Source organism: Paenibacillus sp. CF095 (assembly GCF_900101225.1).
Taxonomy (GTDB): Bacteria; Bacillota; Bacilli; order Paenibacillales; family Paenibacillaceae; genus Paenibacillus.
In genome coordinates this window covers 739,915-755,493 of record NZ_FMZN01000001.1, presented here as the reverse complement: position 1 = coordinate 755,493, position 15,579 = coordinate 739,915, and the positions used below count along the sequence as shown (strand labels likewise).

Here is a 15,579-nt window from a genome sequence, read left to right as displayed (position 1 = left end):
CTCTTTTCGCGAGTATAAATGGACTATTCGTTCTCATGAACGATGGCATATTCATATCCCTGCTCCACCAAGAACATCTGACGGTTTAATGCAAACTCCTGTTCCTTACTATCCTCTGATACCAGCGCATAGAAATATGCTTTATTTTCTCCAGCTTTCGGTCTCAGAATTCTCCCCAAACGCTGTGCCTCTTCCTGCCTTGACCCGAAACTCCCGGATATCTCAAGTGCAACAGCAGCATCGGGCAGATCCACAGCAAAATTGGCAACCTTGGATACCACAATCGTTTTAATCTCTCCTCGTCGAAAAGCGGCAAACCACTTGATTCGCTCTTGCTGTGACATGGTCCCCGAGATTAGAGGTGCTTCAATTTCCCGGGCAATCAACTTGAGTTGATCCAGATATTGTCCAATCACAAGTGCAGGCAAATCCCGATGACGTTCAAGCAAACGCTTGACTACACGTACCTTCGCCGGATTCTCGGCAGCCAATCGAAATTGGTGCTTAACCTCGGCTTGCAGATAATTCGATCTTAGTTCCGGGGAAAATGGGATACGTATCTCCTGGCATTGTACATCCGCAATCCACCCTTGCTGCTCCAGTTGTTTCCACGGCATATCATAGAGCTTCGGACCAATCAGCGAGAAAACATCCTGTTCACAGCCATCCTCTCGAACCAATGTAGCCGTTAATCCCAGTCTTCGCGTAGCTTGAATATCCGCAGTTGCACGAAACACTGGTGCTGGCAGCAAATGTACTTCATCATATATGATCAGCCCCCATTGCCGCTCACTGAGCAGTTTGATATGAGTAAAATCAGCATCCTTTGATTTCCGGTGTGTCAGAATCTGATATGTAGCTACTGTCACAGGTTTCACCTGTTTTTTCTGACCTGAATACTCACCAATCTGTTCACTGGTAATCGTGGTTTTGTCTTGAATTTCCTGAATCCACTGTCGGACAGACGTTGTATTGGACGTCAAAATAAGGCATTCACATTGGAGCCGCTCCAGCACGGCCATGCCAATGACCGTTTTGCCTGCTCCGCAAGGAAGTACGAGCAAACCGCTTCCTCCCATGCCCTCACTGCCTTCGAATGCATCCACAGCCTCTCTCTGGTAAGAACGCAGCGCAAATCGCTCAGAGTGGTCCCCTGGATCATTAGACCGCCAATCAAATGAAAGTTTGGTTCCCTCCCGATACCCCACGTAATCAAGCACAGGGTAACCCAATCGTGTTAATTCCCTTTTTAATAACCCTCGCTGTTCTCCTGGGAGCAGAAGTTCATGAGCGTCCTTACGTTCCATCCGAAAAGCAGCTATCGTTTTCAATCCACTTAATTCATCCAGCAACCGCTCATCCTCACTGTAAAGACGCATTCTGGTGTGATCTGCTTCGGAATGCAGCTTTAATTTGCCATACTGTTCCATGATTCTCCGAACATCCTGTATCAGTGCAGCAGGCACGTTCCAGCGGGATACCAGCTCCAGACTTGCGATGACTTGATCTGCATTCCATCCCAGCGCAGCCGCATTCCAGAGCGATAACGGAGTGATTCGGTAGGTATGAAACGCTGCTGGTGTCTTAACCAGTTCTGAATACATCCCAAGCTGTTCTCTTGCTCTTTCGAATCCGGGGTGGCCAACTTCCAGCAAAACTGTAAAATCTCGCTGAACGATACAAGCATCTGTCCTTACCATATGTTCTGTTCCTTCCATTTGGAGCCTTCCTCCTATCACAAAAAAGTTCAGTTCCGGCAGCTTCCGAAAATGAACCTGTATAATTGCGAGTTCAAAAAGTCTGGTTTTCAGTACCGATAAGTGGACTTTTTGAACAACATCTATAAAAATCCACAAAAAAACATCCTGCCCATACCTCGGTATGAACAGGATGCCCAACTGCATCTAAAGTCATTCGGCTGTGTAACCCTTGGCCATAGCTATGAATAATCTAACGGCCGTCTGCATCGCGTCTTCATCAAAATCAAACATCGGATGATGATGCGGATAGATCGCATTTTTATCCGGGTTGCCTGCTCCAACAAACATAAAGCACCCTGGCACCTTCTGCAGATAATACGCAAAATCTTCCGCTGGCATCAGCATCGGGGATGCTTGCACTCGTTCTGCCCCAAATAATTCTGTAGCTTCTCTGAAGAAACGCGCTGTCTCCTGCTCATCGTTCACCACAGGCGGATATCCCATAATATATTTCACTTGCGTCTCTGCCCCATACGCTGCCCCTGTCTGGGCTACCATGGTAAGCACGCGCTCTTTCATCCCGTTTCGGGTCTCTTCATCAAACGTTCTTACCGTACCGCTCATTTTGCATTGCTCTGCAATTACATTCTGAGCCGATCCTGCCTGCATTGTACCAATGGTCAGCACCGCCGGTTGTAATGGATCCACCGAACGACTGACAACGGTCTGAAGCTGCATCACAAGCGCAGAACCCGCAATAAGACTATCTATCGTGGATTGCGGCATCCCGCCATGTCCACCTTTACCTTTGATCTCAATGTAAAAATCGTCCGCCGCAGCCATCATCGGTCCTGCTTTGCTGGCAACCACACCTACAGGCAGCGGGGTCCACAGATGAATGCCATATATGACATCCACGCCTTCAAGCGCACCATCCGCAATGACCTGGACTGCACCGCCCGGAAGCAGTTCTTCTGCTGGCTGAAACAAAAAACGAATCTCTCCTTGGATCTCCTGCTTGTGACGGCTGAAATACAATGCCGTACCGAGCAGGATTGAGATATGACCATCGTGGCCACATGCATGCATCGCTCCTGCTTGTTGTGATGCATACTCGATATTCTTTTCATCCTGAATTGGAAGTGCGTCCATATCAGCTCGCAGCATGACGACAGGACCCGGCTTGTCCCCACGAAGGGTACCGATGACCCCGTGACCACCAACATGACGCCTCACTTCCACGCCAAAACTCTCCAACATATCCGCTACAAAAGAGGATGTCTTCTCCTCATGAAAGGAAACCTCTGGATTGCGATGAAGGTGACGCCGCCATTCCACCATGTGGATCTGCAGATCTTCCCACCATATATTATTAGTCATTTCTCTCCACCCTTTCAATCTTGAACGGGACTTATATCAAGCCCGAACCTTCCTCTTCAAACCTATTGCTGTATATTGTAGCAGAATTGGAAGAAAACCGATACGAAACGCCTTTGGAAAGCTTGCACGGGAAGGGGAAACATACTATCATGAACTAGAGAAATACTCGAGAAATTATACTCGGAAGCTTATGAGGAGGATCAAACGCTTATGATTTTTGAGAATACAGGCTTGGATGGCTTGAAGAGCGACTTGGCATACCTGGATGAGAGCGCCGAGAAAGTCGGATTTGTCCGGTGGCAATGGGAATATTACCGTGCTACATATGACTACAAAATTGAAGATGAACAAACCAACTCAGAATACTTTGTACGCATTAATACCCGCGCTGTGGAAGGCAAATTGGAAAAACCGGATACCGTTCTTGCTGTTGAAGCAGTATACCTTGGCAAAGCCACTTTCCCTCACGGCCTGGATTATGACTCTTCCGTTCCGCAACCAGTCGTGAAGCTGGCAGCCCAAAAATTACAGCAGCTTAAAGAACTGCTGGAAGCATAGGCTGGGCCAAACGATGAAACAACAAACGGCCCAAACGAAAACGAAGAGAGGCACGCCGGATTTTCAACTGCTAATCCTCACTTTATTGTTGGTGGGCTTTGGACTGGTGATGGTATTCAGCTCCAGTTCCAGCATTGCAATCGCAAGCGATAAATTTAACAATGATGCCCTTTACTTCACGAAAAAACAACTTATGTGGGCGATTATCGGTCTATTTGGCATGTTTTTTGCCATGAATATCCGCTTCAACAAGTACAAAAAGCTCTATGCACCCTTTTTCCTGCTCACTACGGTCATGCTGGTGATTGTTTTAATCTCAGGTGCAGTATTGAACGGTGCACGAAGCTGGATTCACATTTTCGGTTTTAGTCTTCAGCCTGCAGAGTTCGCGAAAATTGCTATCATTCTCTATCTCTCTGCTCTTATTACCAAAAAAGGTGAGAAATTCAGGGTTTTCAAGACAGGGTATTTTCCCGTCTTGTTCATCGTTGGATTCATCGCAGGACTGATTATGCTGCAACCAGACTTCGGTACCACCTTTATCCTGGTGTCCACCTGTGGTCTCTTGATCTATGCCGGGGGAGCCAGTATGAAACATATCCTGGGTTCGATTCTCTTGGTGGTACTCGGTGGGGCACTGGCGTTTGGAGCGAATTCTCTGTTTTCTTCCATGTCTCCTTCCGACACAACAACTGCTACAACAGCAGTCACTGCGGAGCAGAACTACAAAATCGGACGTATTCAGGCTTTCCTTGATCCATTGTCCGATATTAATGGCGGAAGTCTTAACCTCTACCGTTCTCTTGTTGCCATTGGTGATGGCGGCATGACAGGTTCCGGGATTGGACAAGGTACGATGAAGCTGCACTATTTGCCAAATGCGTATAATGACTTTATTTTCTCCGTAATTGGGGAAGAACTCGGATTCATCGGAAGTTCATTATTCCTGCTAGTTTACCTGTACTTCATCTGGCGCGGAATTATTGTCTCTCTCCGCTGTCCCGATCCATTCGGAACATTGGTCGGCATAGGTATCATGGGACTGATTGCGATTCAAGCATTTATCAACATTGGTGGTGTAACTCAGACCATACCGGTGACGGGGGTTACGCTTCCGTTCATCAGTTATGGAGGCACCTCACTCTTTGTGATGATGGTTGCCATGGGCATTCTGCTCAGTATCTCACGCACCAACAATCTGGACGTGATCAAGGAAGAGAAAACGAAGTCCGTGACTGTACAGACACAGACTCGTACCTCTCCTGCTCTTCGTTCACGGGAGTCCATCCGTCGGATTCGATAAACGGGAGTATACCTTCAGAAACAGAACAGGTACCCATTCAAAAGAAAAAGAAACATAAAAAAAGCTGTGCACCCAATGGATGCGCAGCTTTTTTTGTGTGTACTAGGTATAATTCTGTCTATCAAGATGAAGAACAGGTCAATGTAGCTCTGTCCCCCATTGCGGATTGCGAATTCTACAGATCGTCGCCTTTGAAAGATACGCCTTCTACCTTTACATTGACTTCAACCACGCGTAATCCGGTCATGGTCTCTACCGCTTCTCTTACATTCTGCTGAAGCATACGGGAAACTTCATGAATCGGGGTTTCGTACAGGACGATGATGCGCAGGTCAATGGCTGCTTCCAGCTGGCCGACCTCAACGCTCACGCCTTTCTGTACGTTTTTACCGCTGAGTCGCTTCGCCCAGCCCTCTGACAATCCTCCAGACATTGCGGCAATTCCGGGTGTTTCCATTGCAGCCATTCCGGCAATTTTTGCAACCACGTCATCGGCAATCCGGATGTTTCCGCTCTCCAGTTGAAGTTGTTCTGCCATGCCACATCCTCCTTCACTTCGTTACTCGTATTTTAAATCCTTTCCACCCCAAAAAGCAAATTAAACTCAAAAAGATGCGTTTACAACCTACCACCATTTGGTTATATTGAAATATGAAAATAATCTCATAAGCGATTTACAATGCAATTCAAAACAAAATAATTTATAACCGAGGTGTTTGTTGTGAGAAACCGGATTTCATCCATTTTGCTGATTGCGTTCTTTGCACTCAGTGCCATCGCCCACTACATGAAATGGGATTCGATTCTACAGTTCGTGATATCAGCCATTTCGGTTATTTTTGTGGCCGGTTTTTTAGGCAAAGCCACCGAAAATGTGGCCCACTACGCCGGACAGCGGCTGGGTGGATTCTTGAATGCAACCTTCGGCAATGCAGCCGAATTGATCATCGCCATTTTCCTCGTGAAAGAGGGACTGTTCGACATGGTCAAAGCAAGTCTGACAGGCTCCATCATCGGAAATCTGCTGTTAGTGCTCGGGTTAAGTATTTTTGCCGGAGGACTCAAGTTCAAAATCCAGAATTATAATGTTTCACTCGCAGGTCTGAATGGTTCCCTGATGATTGTTGCCATCATTGCCCTGTTTATCCCGGCAGTCTTTCTTAATACACATTCCATTACACAGAAAGACACGAATACCCTTAGTCTCATTGTAGCCGGATTGCTCATTCTCGCGTATATTGCGTGGTTGCTATTCTCCATGGTGACGCATAAGAACTACCTTGCAGACGTTACTGAGGATCGCGATGAAGAGCTACCCCACGAGCATGCTCCGGCATGGTCCAAGAAAAAATCTATTCTCTACCTGGTGCTCGCAACGGTCATGGTTGCCTTTGTCAGTGAATGGCTGGTGGGCACGCTCGAAGTCTTCACTTCGGAATTTGGACTTAGCGAGCTGTTTGTCGGTGCATTCCTTGTGGCCATCATCGGTAATGCGGCCGAACACAGTGCAGCCATCATGCTTGCCATGAAAAATAAAATCGGAGCAGCCGTCGAGATTGCGGTTGGCAGCAGCTTGCAGATCGCGCTCTTCGTCGCTCCTGTTCTGATTTTTGTCAGCTACTTCACAGGCAGAACCATGGATATCGTATTTACAACGATTGAACTGGTCGCCATCGGCGTATCCGTATTTATTGCAAAGTCCATTACCCAAGATGGTTCAACGAATTGGTACGAAGGTTTACTCCTGCTCGTGGTATATATCATACTCGGTGTATCCTTCTTCCTGGTGTAACCAGGTCCTCACGTAGCCATCGTTAAAAATAAACAAGCCACAGAGGCAGCCCGAGTTTACCTTCGGTGCTGTCTCTTTGCTTGTATACGCCTTCCGGCTGGCTTGCATCCCAATCCCGTTCAGACGCACAAAAAAAGCATGCATAAACGCCTGCATGCCTTCTATTCTGACCCGCGCATTTGCAGGCTATTGCTCATTCTTCTTGTTCAAGGCTTCATATAGAATTGCCAAATTCCGCTCAAGCGCGCTAACCAGCTGCTTACCTGCACCTTCTGGAAGGAGCCCTGCACGAACAGCAAAATCAACTTCCTTGGAGAACCCATACATCTGTGTATCCAATACTTCCTCATAGAGAGGGCAGTAGCGGGTAGCCAGATTCTCCATCTGTACTTCAATAAGCTTCTGTATTTTATCTGCATCTTCTTGAAGAAGACTGATCGCTTTCAAATTCAGCTGGTCCTGCAGATCAGATGAAGTCATGCATTTTTCCCCCCTATGTCCCAAAAATCGCGTAAAGACGTTCTACCTCTAATATTAGACGAAATGAAGAGCTAATACAAGAACCTGACCAAAATAAGCCCGCAAAGTTAAGCCTTCTGTTGAAGCATAATCCACCTGTTCCAGTCCCGTCCAGACGAGTATTCAGATCATTCCATGGCAAAAAACACCCCTGCCTAAAAAGGCAAAGGTGCTTCTTGATAGCTATTACTCAGATGCGATGCTTACATTCAGTCCATGCTTGGCAAATACTTCTGACATGGCTGCTTTTGCTTCAACTGCATCTGGACCATGAACATGCAGTTCATAGCTGTGCGTGCTGATCAGCGTTGTAAACAATCCGAGAATACTTTTTACATCGATATACTTGTTCTCCGAATGAAGCACGATTGAAGAAGTAAACTTGCCTGCTGTTTGGGCAATTTCCACTACAGCCGCGTTATTACTCGACATAGGAATCCCTCCGTCTTTTTACTATTGGTATCATCTATTAATTACCACTACATGATACCGTGAATCCGCTTTCCTAGCAACAGCAAAATCCTGTTCCTACTTCAAACGGTCCGGATTCAGGCATTCCAGCTCAGGAATAACAAAAATACCGTCTTTACGAATCAGCACATCGTCAAAATAAATCTCTCCGCCGCCATAATCTGGACGCTGGATCAACACCAGATCCCAGTGGATGGATGAGCGGTTGCCATTGTCTGTTTCTTCGTAAGCCTGACCTGGTGTAAAGTGCAAGCTGCCTGCGATTTTTTCATCGAACAGGATATCTTTCATCGGATGCAGAATATGCGGGTTGAATCCGATTGCGAATTCACCGATATGACGAGCACCCTCATCCGAATTCAGGATTTCATTCAAACGCTCTGTATCGTTGCTTGTCGCTTCAATGATTTTTCCATTCTCGAACGTGAACTTGATATTTTCAAATGTCACTCCGTTATACAGCGTTGGCGTGTTATAACTAATCGTTCCGTTCACGGAATTACGCACAGGGGCACTGTACACTTCGCCATCCGGGATATTTTTTTGCCCAGAACATTTCTCTGCACCGATATCTTTGATGGAGAAGCTCAGCTCTGTTCCTGGTCCGGTGATACGAACTTTGTCCGTCCGCTTCATCAGATTAGCGAGCGAGTCCTGCGCTTTGTCCATTTTGGCGTAATCCAGGTTACATACGTCGAAGTAGAAATCTTCGAACGCTTCTGTACTTGTGTTGGCGAGTTGCGCCATACTTGCGTTAGGGTAACGAAGCACAACCCATTTCGTATGTTTGACACGTTGTTCACTATGTACCGGGTGGGAGTACAACGAATTGTACATTTTCATTTTTTCTTCCGGCACATCAGACAGATCATTCACATTTTCTCCCGCACGAATACCGATATAACAATCCATCTGTTTCATCCGGTTCAGATCAATCTCTGCCCATGTTTTCATCATTTCTTCTGTGGCATTTTTCAGCATCGCACGCTGTACGGTTTTATCAGTCAACTGTACAAAGACGTTACCACCTTTTTTGCCTACCTCTTCGATAATGGCGTTAATCAGATCACGTTCCGATCCAATCATCTCAACCAATACATTTTCACCAGGCTGTACATCTACTGAATAGCCCACCAGGTTTGCTGCAAGCTTTTGAATTCTTGGGTCTTTCATCTTGGTAAAATCCTCCTGTCATCTGCCATACTTGAATTGAACAACGGTAAATTACGATACTATTGTAGCACGCGAACAGTCATCCCGTCAGCAGGCAGTCCCTCACTTCGTTTATTGATATGCCTTGAAGTTTACATCGGTGACAAGGGCTTCTTTGTTACTTTTACGGTTGTTGTCCGTGTAACTCATCTGACTTTCAGAGGATAAGCGAAGAGGCAGACTGCTCTTCCGATCTACCGTGAGATGATATACCGTCTGCACGCTCGCTTGTTTCATCATCTGTTGCATCGTTGTTTCACCCTGTTTCCAAACTTTCTCCAGATCCTTCTCAAGCTTCTCCTTACGCGCCCCTTTCACCGTAGCTGCCTTATGCATATATTCTGCCCGAATGGCGTTCATCTCGTCGTTTAGCTGGGCTACAGCCCATGATTTGGCGTCTTCCGGTGCAAGTTCAATCCGTAATGTTCTGGTTCGACGACCATCCCCATACTCGGATTGAATGGTTTTGTTCATCTTATCGATCTTCTCCATTTGAGCAATTGGATTAAAACGAGAAAGAGACCCTCGCAGCGGCTCATGCTGCGCCGACAATGCCATCCATTGCCCTTGTTTCCGCTCGAAAGAAGCGCTAAACCCACTGGGCTGTCCATTATTTTTTACGGCAGACGTTTGAATGCCTGTCCCCACAGCAGTTACTTCTCCAGGTAATCGGGTCTGAAGGGTCAGACGATCATGATTCTCCAGCTTGCCTTCAAATTTGAATTGATTCTCAAACAACCCGCTGTTCTCCCGTCGAAGTCCTGCCTCTCCTTCAAAACTCAACGTTTCTTTTCCCGCTATCCCGGATAAAGCCAAGGAAAAAACCTCTTCAGGCGTTCGATCTCGCTGGATGAATCCACAACCTGGAACACCAATAATCACAATGCTCACAAATAACCATAATGTACGTACCGAATGGCGGTTAAACATGTCTATCTTCACCCTTCCGTGAACTTTCTCCATAGATTGCCCTGCCCGTATACGCTTATACTTCCTTCTATACATAACTTGATCTCAAATGCACAAAAAAAAAAGAGAACGACTCCGCAATTGGAATTGTTCTCTCTTAACGAGTTACATCCTGTTCCTCTACAACGATTCTGTTACGACCACCATTCTTGGCGCTGTACAAAGCCATATCAGCCCGATAAAACAAGGACTCTACACTGACCTTTTCATCCATCCAATTCCACTCTGCGATGCCACTGGATACCGTAACGGGCGGTCTCGTCTCTTCTGCGACTCTCTTTCGAATCACTTCCGCATAATCTAACGCTTGCCTTACACTCACCTGTGGCATATAGATCGCCAGTTCTTCTCCACCCCATCTGGCGCAGACATCCTCCGAGCGAACAGAGCTGGTGACGATCTCACTCACTTGCTTCAATACTTGATCCCCCGTCTGGTGTCCAAATGTATCATTCACCTGTTTGAACTGATCAATATCCACCACAATGAGGGAGCCACAGAATTCATGAGCCTGTCGCTCGTGAATCACACTATCCAGATAATGCCTCACGTACAGACCTGTCAACATATCCAGATTAGCCAAGCGCCGAACCTCGGCATGCAGCGTGGCATTTGACAGGGCAAGCCCGATATGAATGGATAACATCTGCAAGAGCCGATAGTTATCATATGAAAAGTAGTGCTCTCTACTGTGTCCAAGCAAAATGGCACCCTTCACTTCACCATTGACTCTGATCGGTGATGCAATCAGTGACATGGATCCCGTATCTTCCATGAAAAAGGAGGATACTTTATCAAATTGCGCATAATTGGCTATAATAAGCGGTTCCTCTGTTCGATACACCAAGCCTGCGATACCGTAGTCTACAGAAAAGGATTGGTGAAAAACATCTTTCACGTTAGAGGACATGACTTCGAAGTCATTGGTACTTTCATTGAGTTGAAGAATGCAACACGTTTCAGCCTGGAATATTTCCTTTAACTCTTGCTCGGATAGTTGATAAATCTCCGAAAGATGCAGGCTTTTGTTCAACCGTTGTGTAAGATCATTAATTAAACGAAGTTCCTGAATTAACATATTGGATTGTTCATGCAACTTGGCGTTCTCAAAGGCCGTTCCTGCAGTGTCTACCATCATCGTAATCAATTGCAAGTCCGATTCTTCCATAATCTCTTCATTCATTTCGATATGGAACACACCGTATATGCCTTGTTTGCCTTTCAGCGGAATCCCTACATCTACAATGCGGTTCTCTACATCATCTGAGCGAGCAACGATTAGCTTACCTTCCATAAATGAACGCACACAAATATCTTCTCCTCGCTCGTGAACAAGCAACGGTTTAATCCGTGGATCAGAGTTGCTCTGATCCTGAGACATATACAATTTGATATAAGTGGCCGGGTACAAGTAGTCCATACTGTCAAATACCTCATCCAATATGGCCTCGACATCCATTTTGTCATGCATTCGCTGAACAATCTGAAAGAGGATGGACCTCCGGTGTTCCTCACGGGCTGTTTGTTCATGAGCATGTAACAGGTCCGTCATAAATATGTATTCAAATCTTCGGTAAAAGCAGGTGCGATAATGCAATGCCTCAGATTGAACCACAGCTTCAGACGTTTCATATCCATTGGATTCATAGATCACAGCAGTGAATACGGCAAACATATCCTTGTTTGTTCTGGAAAATAAGGGATGTGTTATTATAAAATATTCTCCGTGTTCGCTTGTCCCTTTAAGAGACAGGACCTGTTTCTTATCCAAACATTCCAATACCAGCCTGCGTGCATTTACGCCCGGATTAGCTTCATGATCGCTATCGTATCCTATGCAATCGCCTTCCGTGTTCCACACGCTGTAAAAGGTTGATGGTCTGGCCAGCCTTGAACCCACTCTGGAGTTCCAGTCACTGTATGCCTGCTCTAGCAAGCTGCCCAAATATGAAAAATCAAAAGGTGTGATATCCATTTTTTGCATCCACAACACATGCTCTTCATGAGAACGAGGAGCGGCAAAAGATGCGGAATCGCCCGAACTTCGTGAATTCAAGCTGGCAGGTAAACTTCTTAGATGTTCTAACATGTCAGGCGCTCCTTTGCACCGTTTTTGCATCCACCAGGATGCATTAATCTGCAGACGTTATCGCAAACCTGCAATTTCGTTGCGATAACCTTGTTACATAAAGATGATTTAAAGTTAAGATACAATCTATTTTACTCTGTTTAAAGCTTTTTTGCATCCATATTTCAGAAAATTGTCCCATTATTTTAGGCCCAATGACCTATCGACAAATTTAGACGTTTTTTTGCTTTTATTCTACGCTTGACTTTGTTTCTCTTAAACTGTAATATAAATTGTTGATGAAGACTACTAATGGGTCTTTAAATTTGGGCATTACCGGTTGTGTCACCCTCATTCTTTTTGTTGCTTTCAGGACAGCGGCTGAACTTTCCTGATCGTTCTATGCGAGGCCAAGCCCGCATCAACAAATTGGAGCGCAAACAGAGCCCTAATATGAACTTTAACTAAAAAGGAGCTACTTTAAACATGGCACGTTACACTGGTCCTAAATTTAAATTGAGCCGTCGCCTCGGCATTTCCCTTAGCGGAACAGGCAAAGAATTGAAACGTCCTTTCCCTCCAGGTCAGCACGGAGCTAACCAACGCAGAAAAATGAGCAACTACGGTATGCAATTGCAAGAAAAACAAAAATTGCGCCACATGTACGGTTTGGGCGAGAAGCAATTCCGCACACTGTTCTCTAAAGCTCAAAAAATGCAAGGTATTGCCGGTGAGAACTTCATGTTCTTGCTTGAGTGCCGCCTTGACAACCTCGTTTACCGCCTTGGGTTTGCTAACTCCCGCGCTGGAGCGCGTCAGTTGGTAGCACACGGTCACGTAACTGTAAACGGCAAAAAAGTCGATATCGCTTCTTACCAAGTAAGCACTGGCGATGTAATCGGCTTGCGTGAGAAGAGCCGCGCTCTTTCTTCCGTTAAAGAAGCTTTGGAAGGCCGTTCGCATCTTCCAGCATACGTTGAATACAACGAAGCAGCTGTAGAAGGTAAATTCATCCGCTTGCCTGAGCGTGCTGAATTGTCCCAAGACATCGATGAAAAACAAATCGTCGAGTTCTACAACCGTTAATCGTTGCAATCACATTAAAGTTTCAATCCAAACAGCTGTCGAGATTTTCTCGGTGGCTGTTTTTCTATGCTTTTTTTTAATTATCTTCATTATAGGAACGTAAATAACGATATAAAATATAGACTCCCTTCAGGAGAAGCACACATCCATATATACATCACAAGAATGACATCGAGGGGGATTAAAACATGCATTTTTTTCGCAATCGCAAGCTCGCTGTTAAGCTTGGACTTTTACTCGGTATCGTATTACTCTGTTGTATTGGAGCCCTGATTGCATTTAATACCAAATCCATTTACGACAAAAGCCTCCAGTACGGCGAAACCGTTGCTGGACAGGCAGCAAACCGGGCTACGAATGAGTTTATGACTGACATTAATCAGGTCAAAAACACGTTGGACACCATGAGTACCACGTTATTGGATGCTGCTCAGAACGGATCACTCAACCGTGAAGAAATCGTCAGACTTCTTGAACAATATCTGAAAAAGGACGAGAAAGTTTTTGGCTTTTATACGGGCTGGGAACCTGATGCCTTTGATGGAAACGATGCGGAGCACATCAACAAAAAAGAATATGATGATGCTACGGGTCGATTCGTTCCATACGTTATACGTGATGGCAACTCCCTGCATTTTGAGCCTATGCCGACTTATGAGGGAAGCGGTGAAACTAGTACTTACTATCAGCAGCCAAAGAAAACCAAATCCATCTATTGGTCCGAGCCTGTTACCTATACGGTTGGCGGAAAAGAAACACTGCTCGTTTCGATTGTCCTCCCTCTATTAGATGAAAACAAAAAATTTCTGGGCATTGTGGGGGCCGACTTTACCATTGATCGTTTTCAGCAAAATATAGCATCACTTAATCCGGATCAGGGTTATGCCATGCTTATTACTAGTGAAGGACAGATTGCTGCACATGGCTCCAAACCGGAACTGGCTAATGAAGGAGCCGTAATTCCATCTGAAACGAAGACAGTCATTCAGCGTATACAGTCTGGCGAGTCCCAGTTTTACGCTACAGACCCTGAAGTAGGGGAAGAACTGTTTATTGCCGAGCCTGCCAGGTTACAAGGAACGGATTCAAACTGGTACCTTGTATCGGCGCTGCCAAAGAGCCACATCCTTCAACCTTTCTATGACAGCTTGAACTGGTCCATACTGATTGCCGCACTGGCAGTACTTCTGCTTGCAGGTGTGGTTACCTACACTATCGTCTCCATTGTAAGGCAGTTGAATCAAGTCAATATTGTCGCTGGACAGCTCGCTGGCGGGGATTTGACACAAAAGTTACCTGTACGATCCAAAGATGAATTTGGCATCATGGCGGGTCATATGAATCAGATGATGGATACACTGCGACATACCATCTCGGTTATATCCGAACATGCTTTATCTGTCGGCTCCACTTCTCAACAATTGACCGCAGGTGCCGAAGAAACAGGTAAAGCAGCCGAACTGATTGCATTAACAGGAGTCGAAGTTGCAGATAAAGCAGGTAAACAGGTGCAGGAGCTGCAAGAGTCCTCCCGTTCCATGAATGAAATATCTGCAGGGATCGGAAGAATTGCAAAGGCTGCCTCCGATGTATCGGATTCATCGCGAGCTGTGGCTGAGCGAACAACTGTCGGAACCGATAAGATTCAGTCCGCCATGCGTATGGTCGATAGTGCCACCTCTTCTGTGCAGACGTCCATGACCGCACTGGAGAATTTCCGTCAACGTTCTGAAGAGATTGGTCATATTACAGGCATGATCACGGAAGTTAGCCGTCAAACCAATCTTCTTGCCCTTAATGCTTCCATTGAAGCATCACGAGCAGGTGAACACGGGCGTGGCTTTGGTGTTGTTGCTTCCGAGATCCGTAATCTGGCTGAACAATCCAGAACATCAGCAGCGCAGATTGCAGCGTTGATTCATAGCGTTCAGCAAGAGGTCCTTTCTCTCGTTGAAAATATGGAACAGGGGAACGCCGAGGTAAGCCATATAGCGGAAGTGATTAATGAGAGTGGTGAACTATTCCTCTCCATTTCATCACAGATTACAGATGTTAATGAGCAGATTGAGCATGTCTCAGCCATTGCGCAGCAGATGTCAGCTGGATCACAGCAGGTTGATGCCACGTTAGCGCAACTCAAAACCATTGGTCATGAGACAGCAGATCATGCAACTCGTGTTGCCTCTGCCTCTGAAGAACAACTCGCATCCATGGAAGAGATTACGGCGGCATCTGCCTCACTGGCTAATCTTACCCAGGAACTATTAGAACTGATTCAACGCTTCAAAACCTAATGTAGGAGACCTCCAAAACGACAAATCATTCAGGCCACCCTATGCACCTCAGCATGGAGGTGGCCTGCTTATTTTGGCTTACAACTCATGAAATGTGCTTCAATATCGCATCATATATAGCATAATGCATGGCAGAATGGCAAATTTCGACCATTACTTGTATTTCTCAGGCATGCAAACCCGCCTTTTTATGCTATAATAAGTGCTGTTAAAAGGAGGAAGACACT

Annotated in this window: 13 protein-coding genes; 5 read left to right on the top strand and 8 right to left on the bottom strand. The window is 45.8% G+C overall.

Going from position 1 to position 15,579, the window contains the following annotated elements:
- Window positions 1–23 precede the first annotated feature (23 nt).
- Window positions 24–1,718 (bottom strand): DNA repair helicase XPB, encoded by a 1,695-nt coding sequence (locus BLS69_RS03335; RefSeq protein ID WP_091028625.1) that lies wholly within the window; start codon window positions 1,716–1,718, stop codon window positions 24–26.
- Between the two features lie 192 nt (window positions 1,719–1,910).
- A complete protein-coding gene (locus BLS69_RS03330) occupies window positions 1,911–3,080 on the bottom strand; it encodes a M20 family metallopeptidase (RefSeq protein ID WP_091028622.1) in 1,170 nt (389 codons plus the stop codon).
- A gap of 210 nt (window positions 3,081–3,290) precedes the next feature.
- On the opposite strand from BLS69_RS03330, the gene BLS69_RS03325 reads away from it, so the two are divergent.
- Window positions 3,291–3,638, top strand: a complete 348-nt coding sequence (locus BLS69_RS03325; protein ID WP_017687430.1) for a YugN family protein — start codon at window positions 3,291–3,293, stop codon at window positions 3,636–3,638.
- A gap of 13 nt (window positions 3,639–3,651) precedes the next feature.
- A complete protein-coding gene (ftsW, locus tag BLS69_RS03320) occupies window positions 3,652–4,941 on the top strand; it encodes a putative lipid II flippase FtsW (protein ID WP_091028619.1) in 1,290 nt (429 codons plus the stop codon).
- Between the two features lie 175 nt (window positions 4,942–5,116).
- Here the strand turns inward: ftsW and BLS69_RS03315 are convergent, their stop codons facing one another.
- Window positions 5,117–5,479 (bottom strand): Asp23/Gls24 family envelope stress response protein, encoded by a 363-nt coding sequence (locus tag BLS69_RS03315; RefSeq protein WP_017687428.1) that lies wholly within the window; start codon window positions 5,477–5,479, stop codon window positions 5,117–5,119.
- Window positions 5,480–5,662: 183 nt separating this feature from the next.
- Here BLS69_RS03315 and cax point away from each other — a divergent pair, with 183 nt between their 5' ends.
- Complete coding sequence (gene cax, locus BLS69_RS03310; protein ID WP_074095776.1) at window positions 5,663–6,733, top strand: calcium/proton exchanger; 1,071 nt, start codon at window positions 5,663–5,665, stop codon at window positions 6,731–6,733.
- A 186-nt stretch (window positions 6,734–6,919) separates the two neighbouring features.
- On the opposite strand, the gene BLS69_RS03305 is transcribed toward cax, so the two are convergent.
- From BLS69_RS03305 to BLS69_RS03285, 5 genes are all read right to left on the bottom strand, one after another.
- Window positions 6,920–7,213 (bottom strand): Fpa/YlaN family protein, encoded by a 294-nt coding sequence (locus BLS69_RS03305; RefSeq protein ID WP_017687426.1) that lies wholly within the window; start codon window positions 7,211–7,213, stop codon window positions 6,920–6,922.
- Window positions 7,214–7,438: 225 nt separating this feature from the next.
- Window positions 7,439–7,684 carry an HPr family phosphocarrier protein gene (locus BLS69_RS03300; RefSeq protein WP_036614658.1) on the bottom strand — a complete coding sequence of 82 codons (246 nt, stop codon included), beginning with the start codon at window positions 7,682–7,684 and terminating at the stop codon, window positions 7,439–7,441.
- A 96-nt stretch (window positions 7,685–7,780) separates the two neighbouring features.
- On the bottom strand, window positions 7,781–8,896 hold the full coding sequence (locus BLS69_RS03295) for an aminopeptidase (protein WP_076211404.1): 1,116 nt from the start codon (window positions 8,894–8,896) through the stop codon (window positions 7,781–7,783).
- Window positions 8,897–9,007: 111 nt separating this feature from the next.
- Window positions 9,008–9,865: a hypothetical protein gene (locus tag BLS69_RS03290; RefSeq protein WP_091028617.1), complete on the bottom strand. Its 858-nt coding sequence runs from the start codon at window positions 9,863–9,865 to the stop codon at window positions 9,008–9,010.
- A 136-nt stretch (window positions 9,866–10,001) separates the two neighbouring features.
- A complete protein-coding gene (locus BLS69_RS03285; RefSeq protein ID WP_091028615.1) occupies window positions 10,002–11,993 on the bottom strand; it encodes a sensor domain-containing diguanylate cyclase in 1,992 nt (663 codons plus the stop codon).
- Window positions 11,994–12,458: 465 nt separating this feature from the next.
- Here BLS69_RS03285 and rpsD point away from each other — a divergent pair, with 465 nt between their 5' ends.
- A complete protein-coding gene (gene rpsD / locus BLS69_RS03280) occupies window positions 12,459–13,058 on the top strand; it encodes a 30S ribosomal protein S4 (RefSeq protein ID WP_062835377.1) in 600 nt (199 codons plus the stop codon).
- Between the two features lie 188 nt (window positions 13,059–13,246).
- Window positions 13,247–15,352, top strand: a complete 2,106-nt coding sequence (locus BLS69_RS03275; protein WP_091028613.1) for a methyl-accepting chemotaxis protein — start codon at window positions 13,247–13,249, stop codon at window positions 15,350–15,352.
- The last annotated feature ends 227 nt before the right edge of the window (window positions 15,353–15,579 follow it).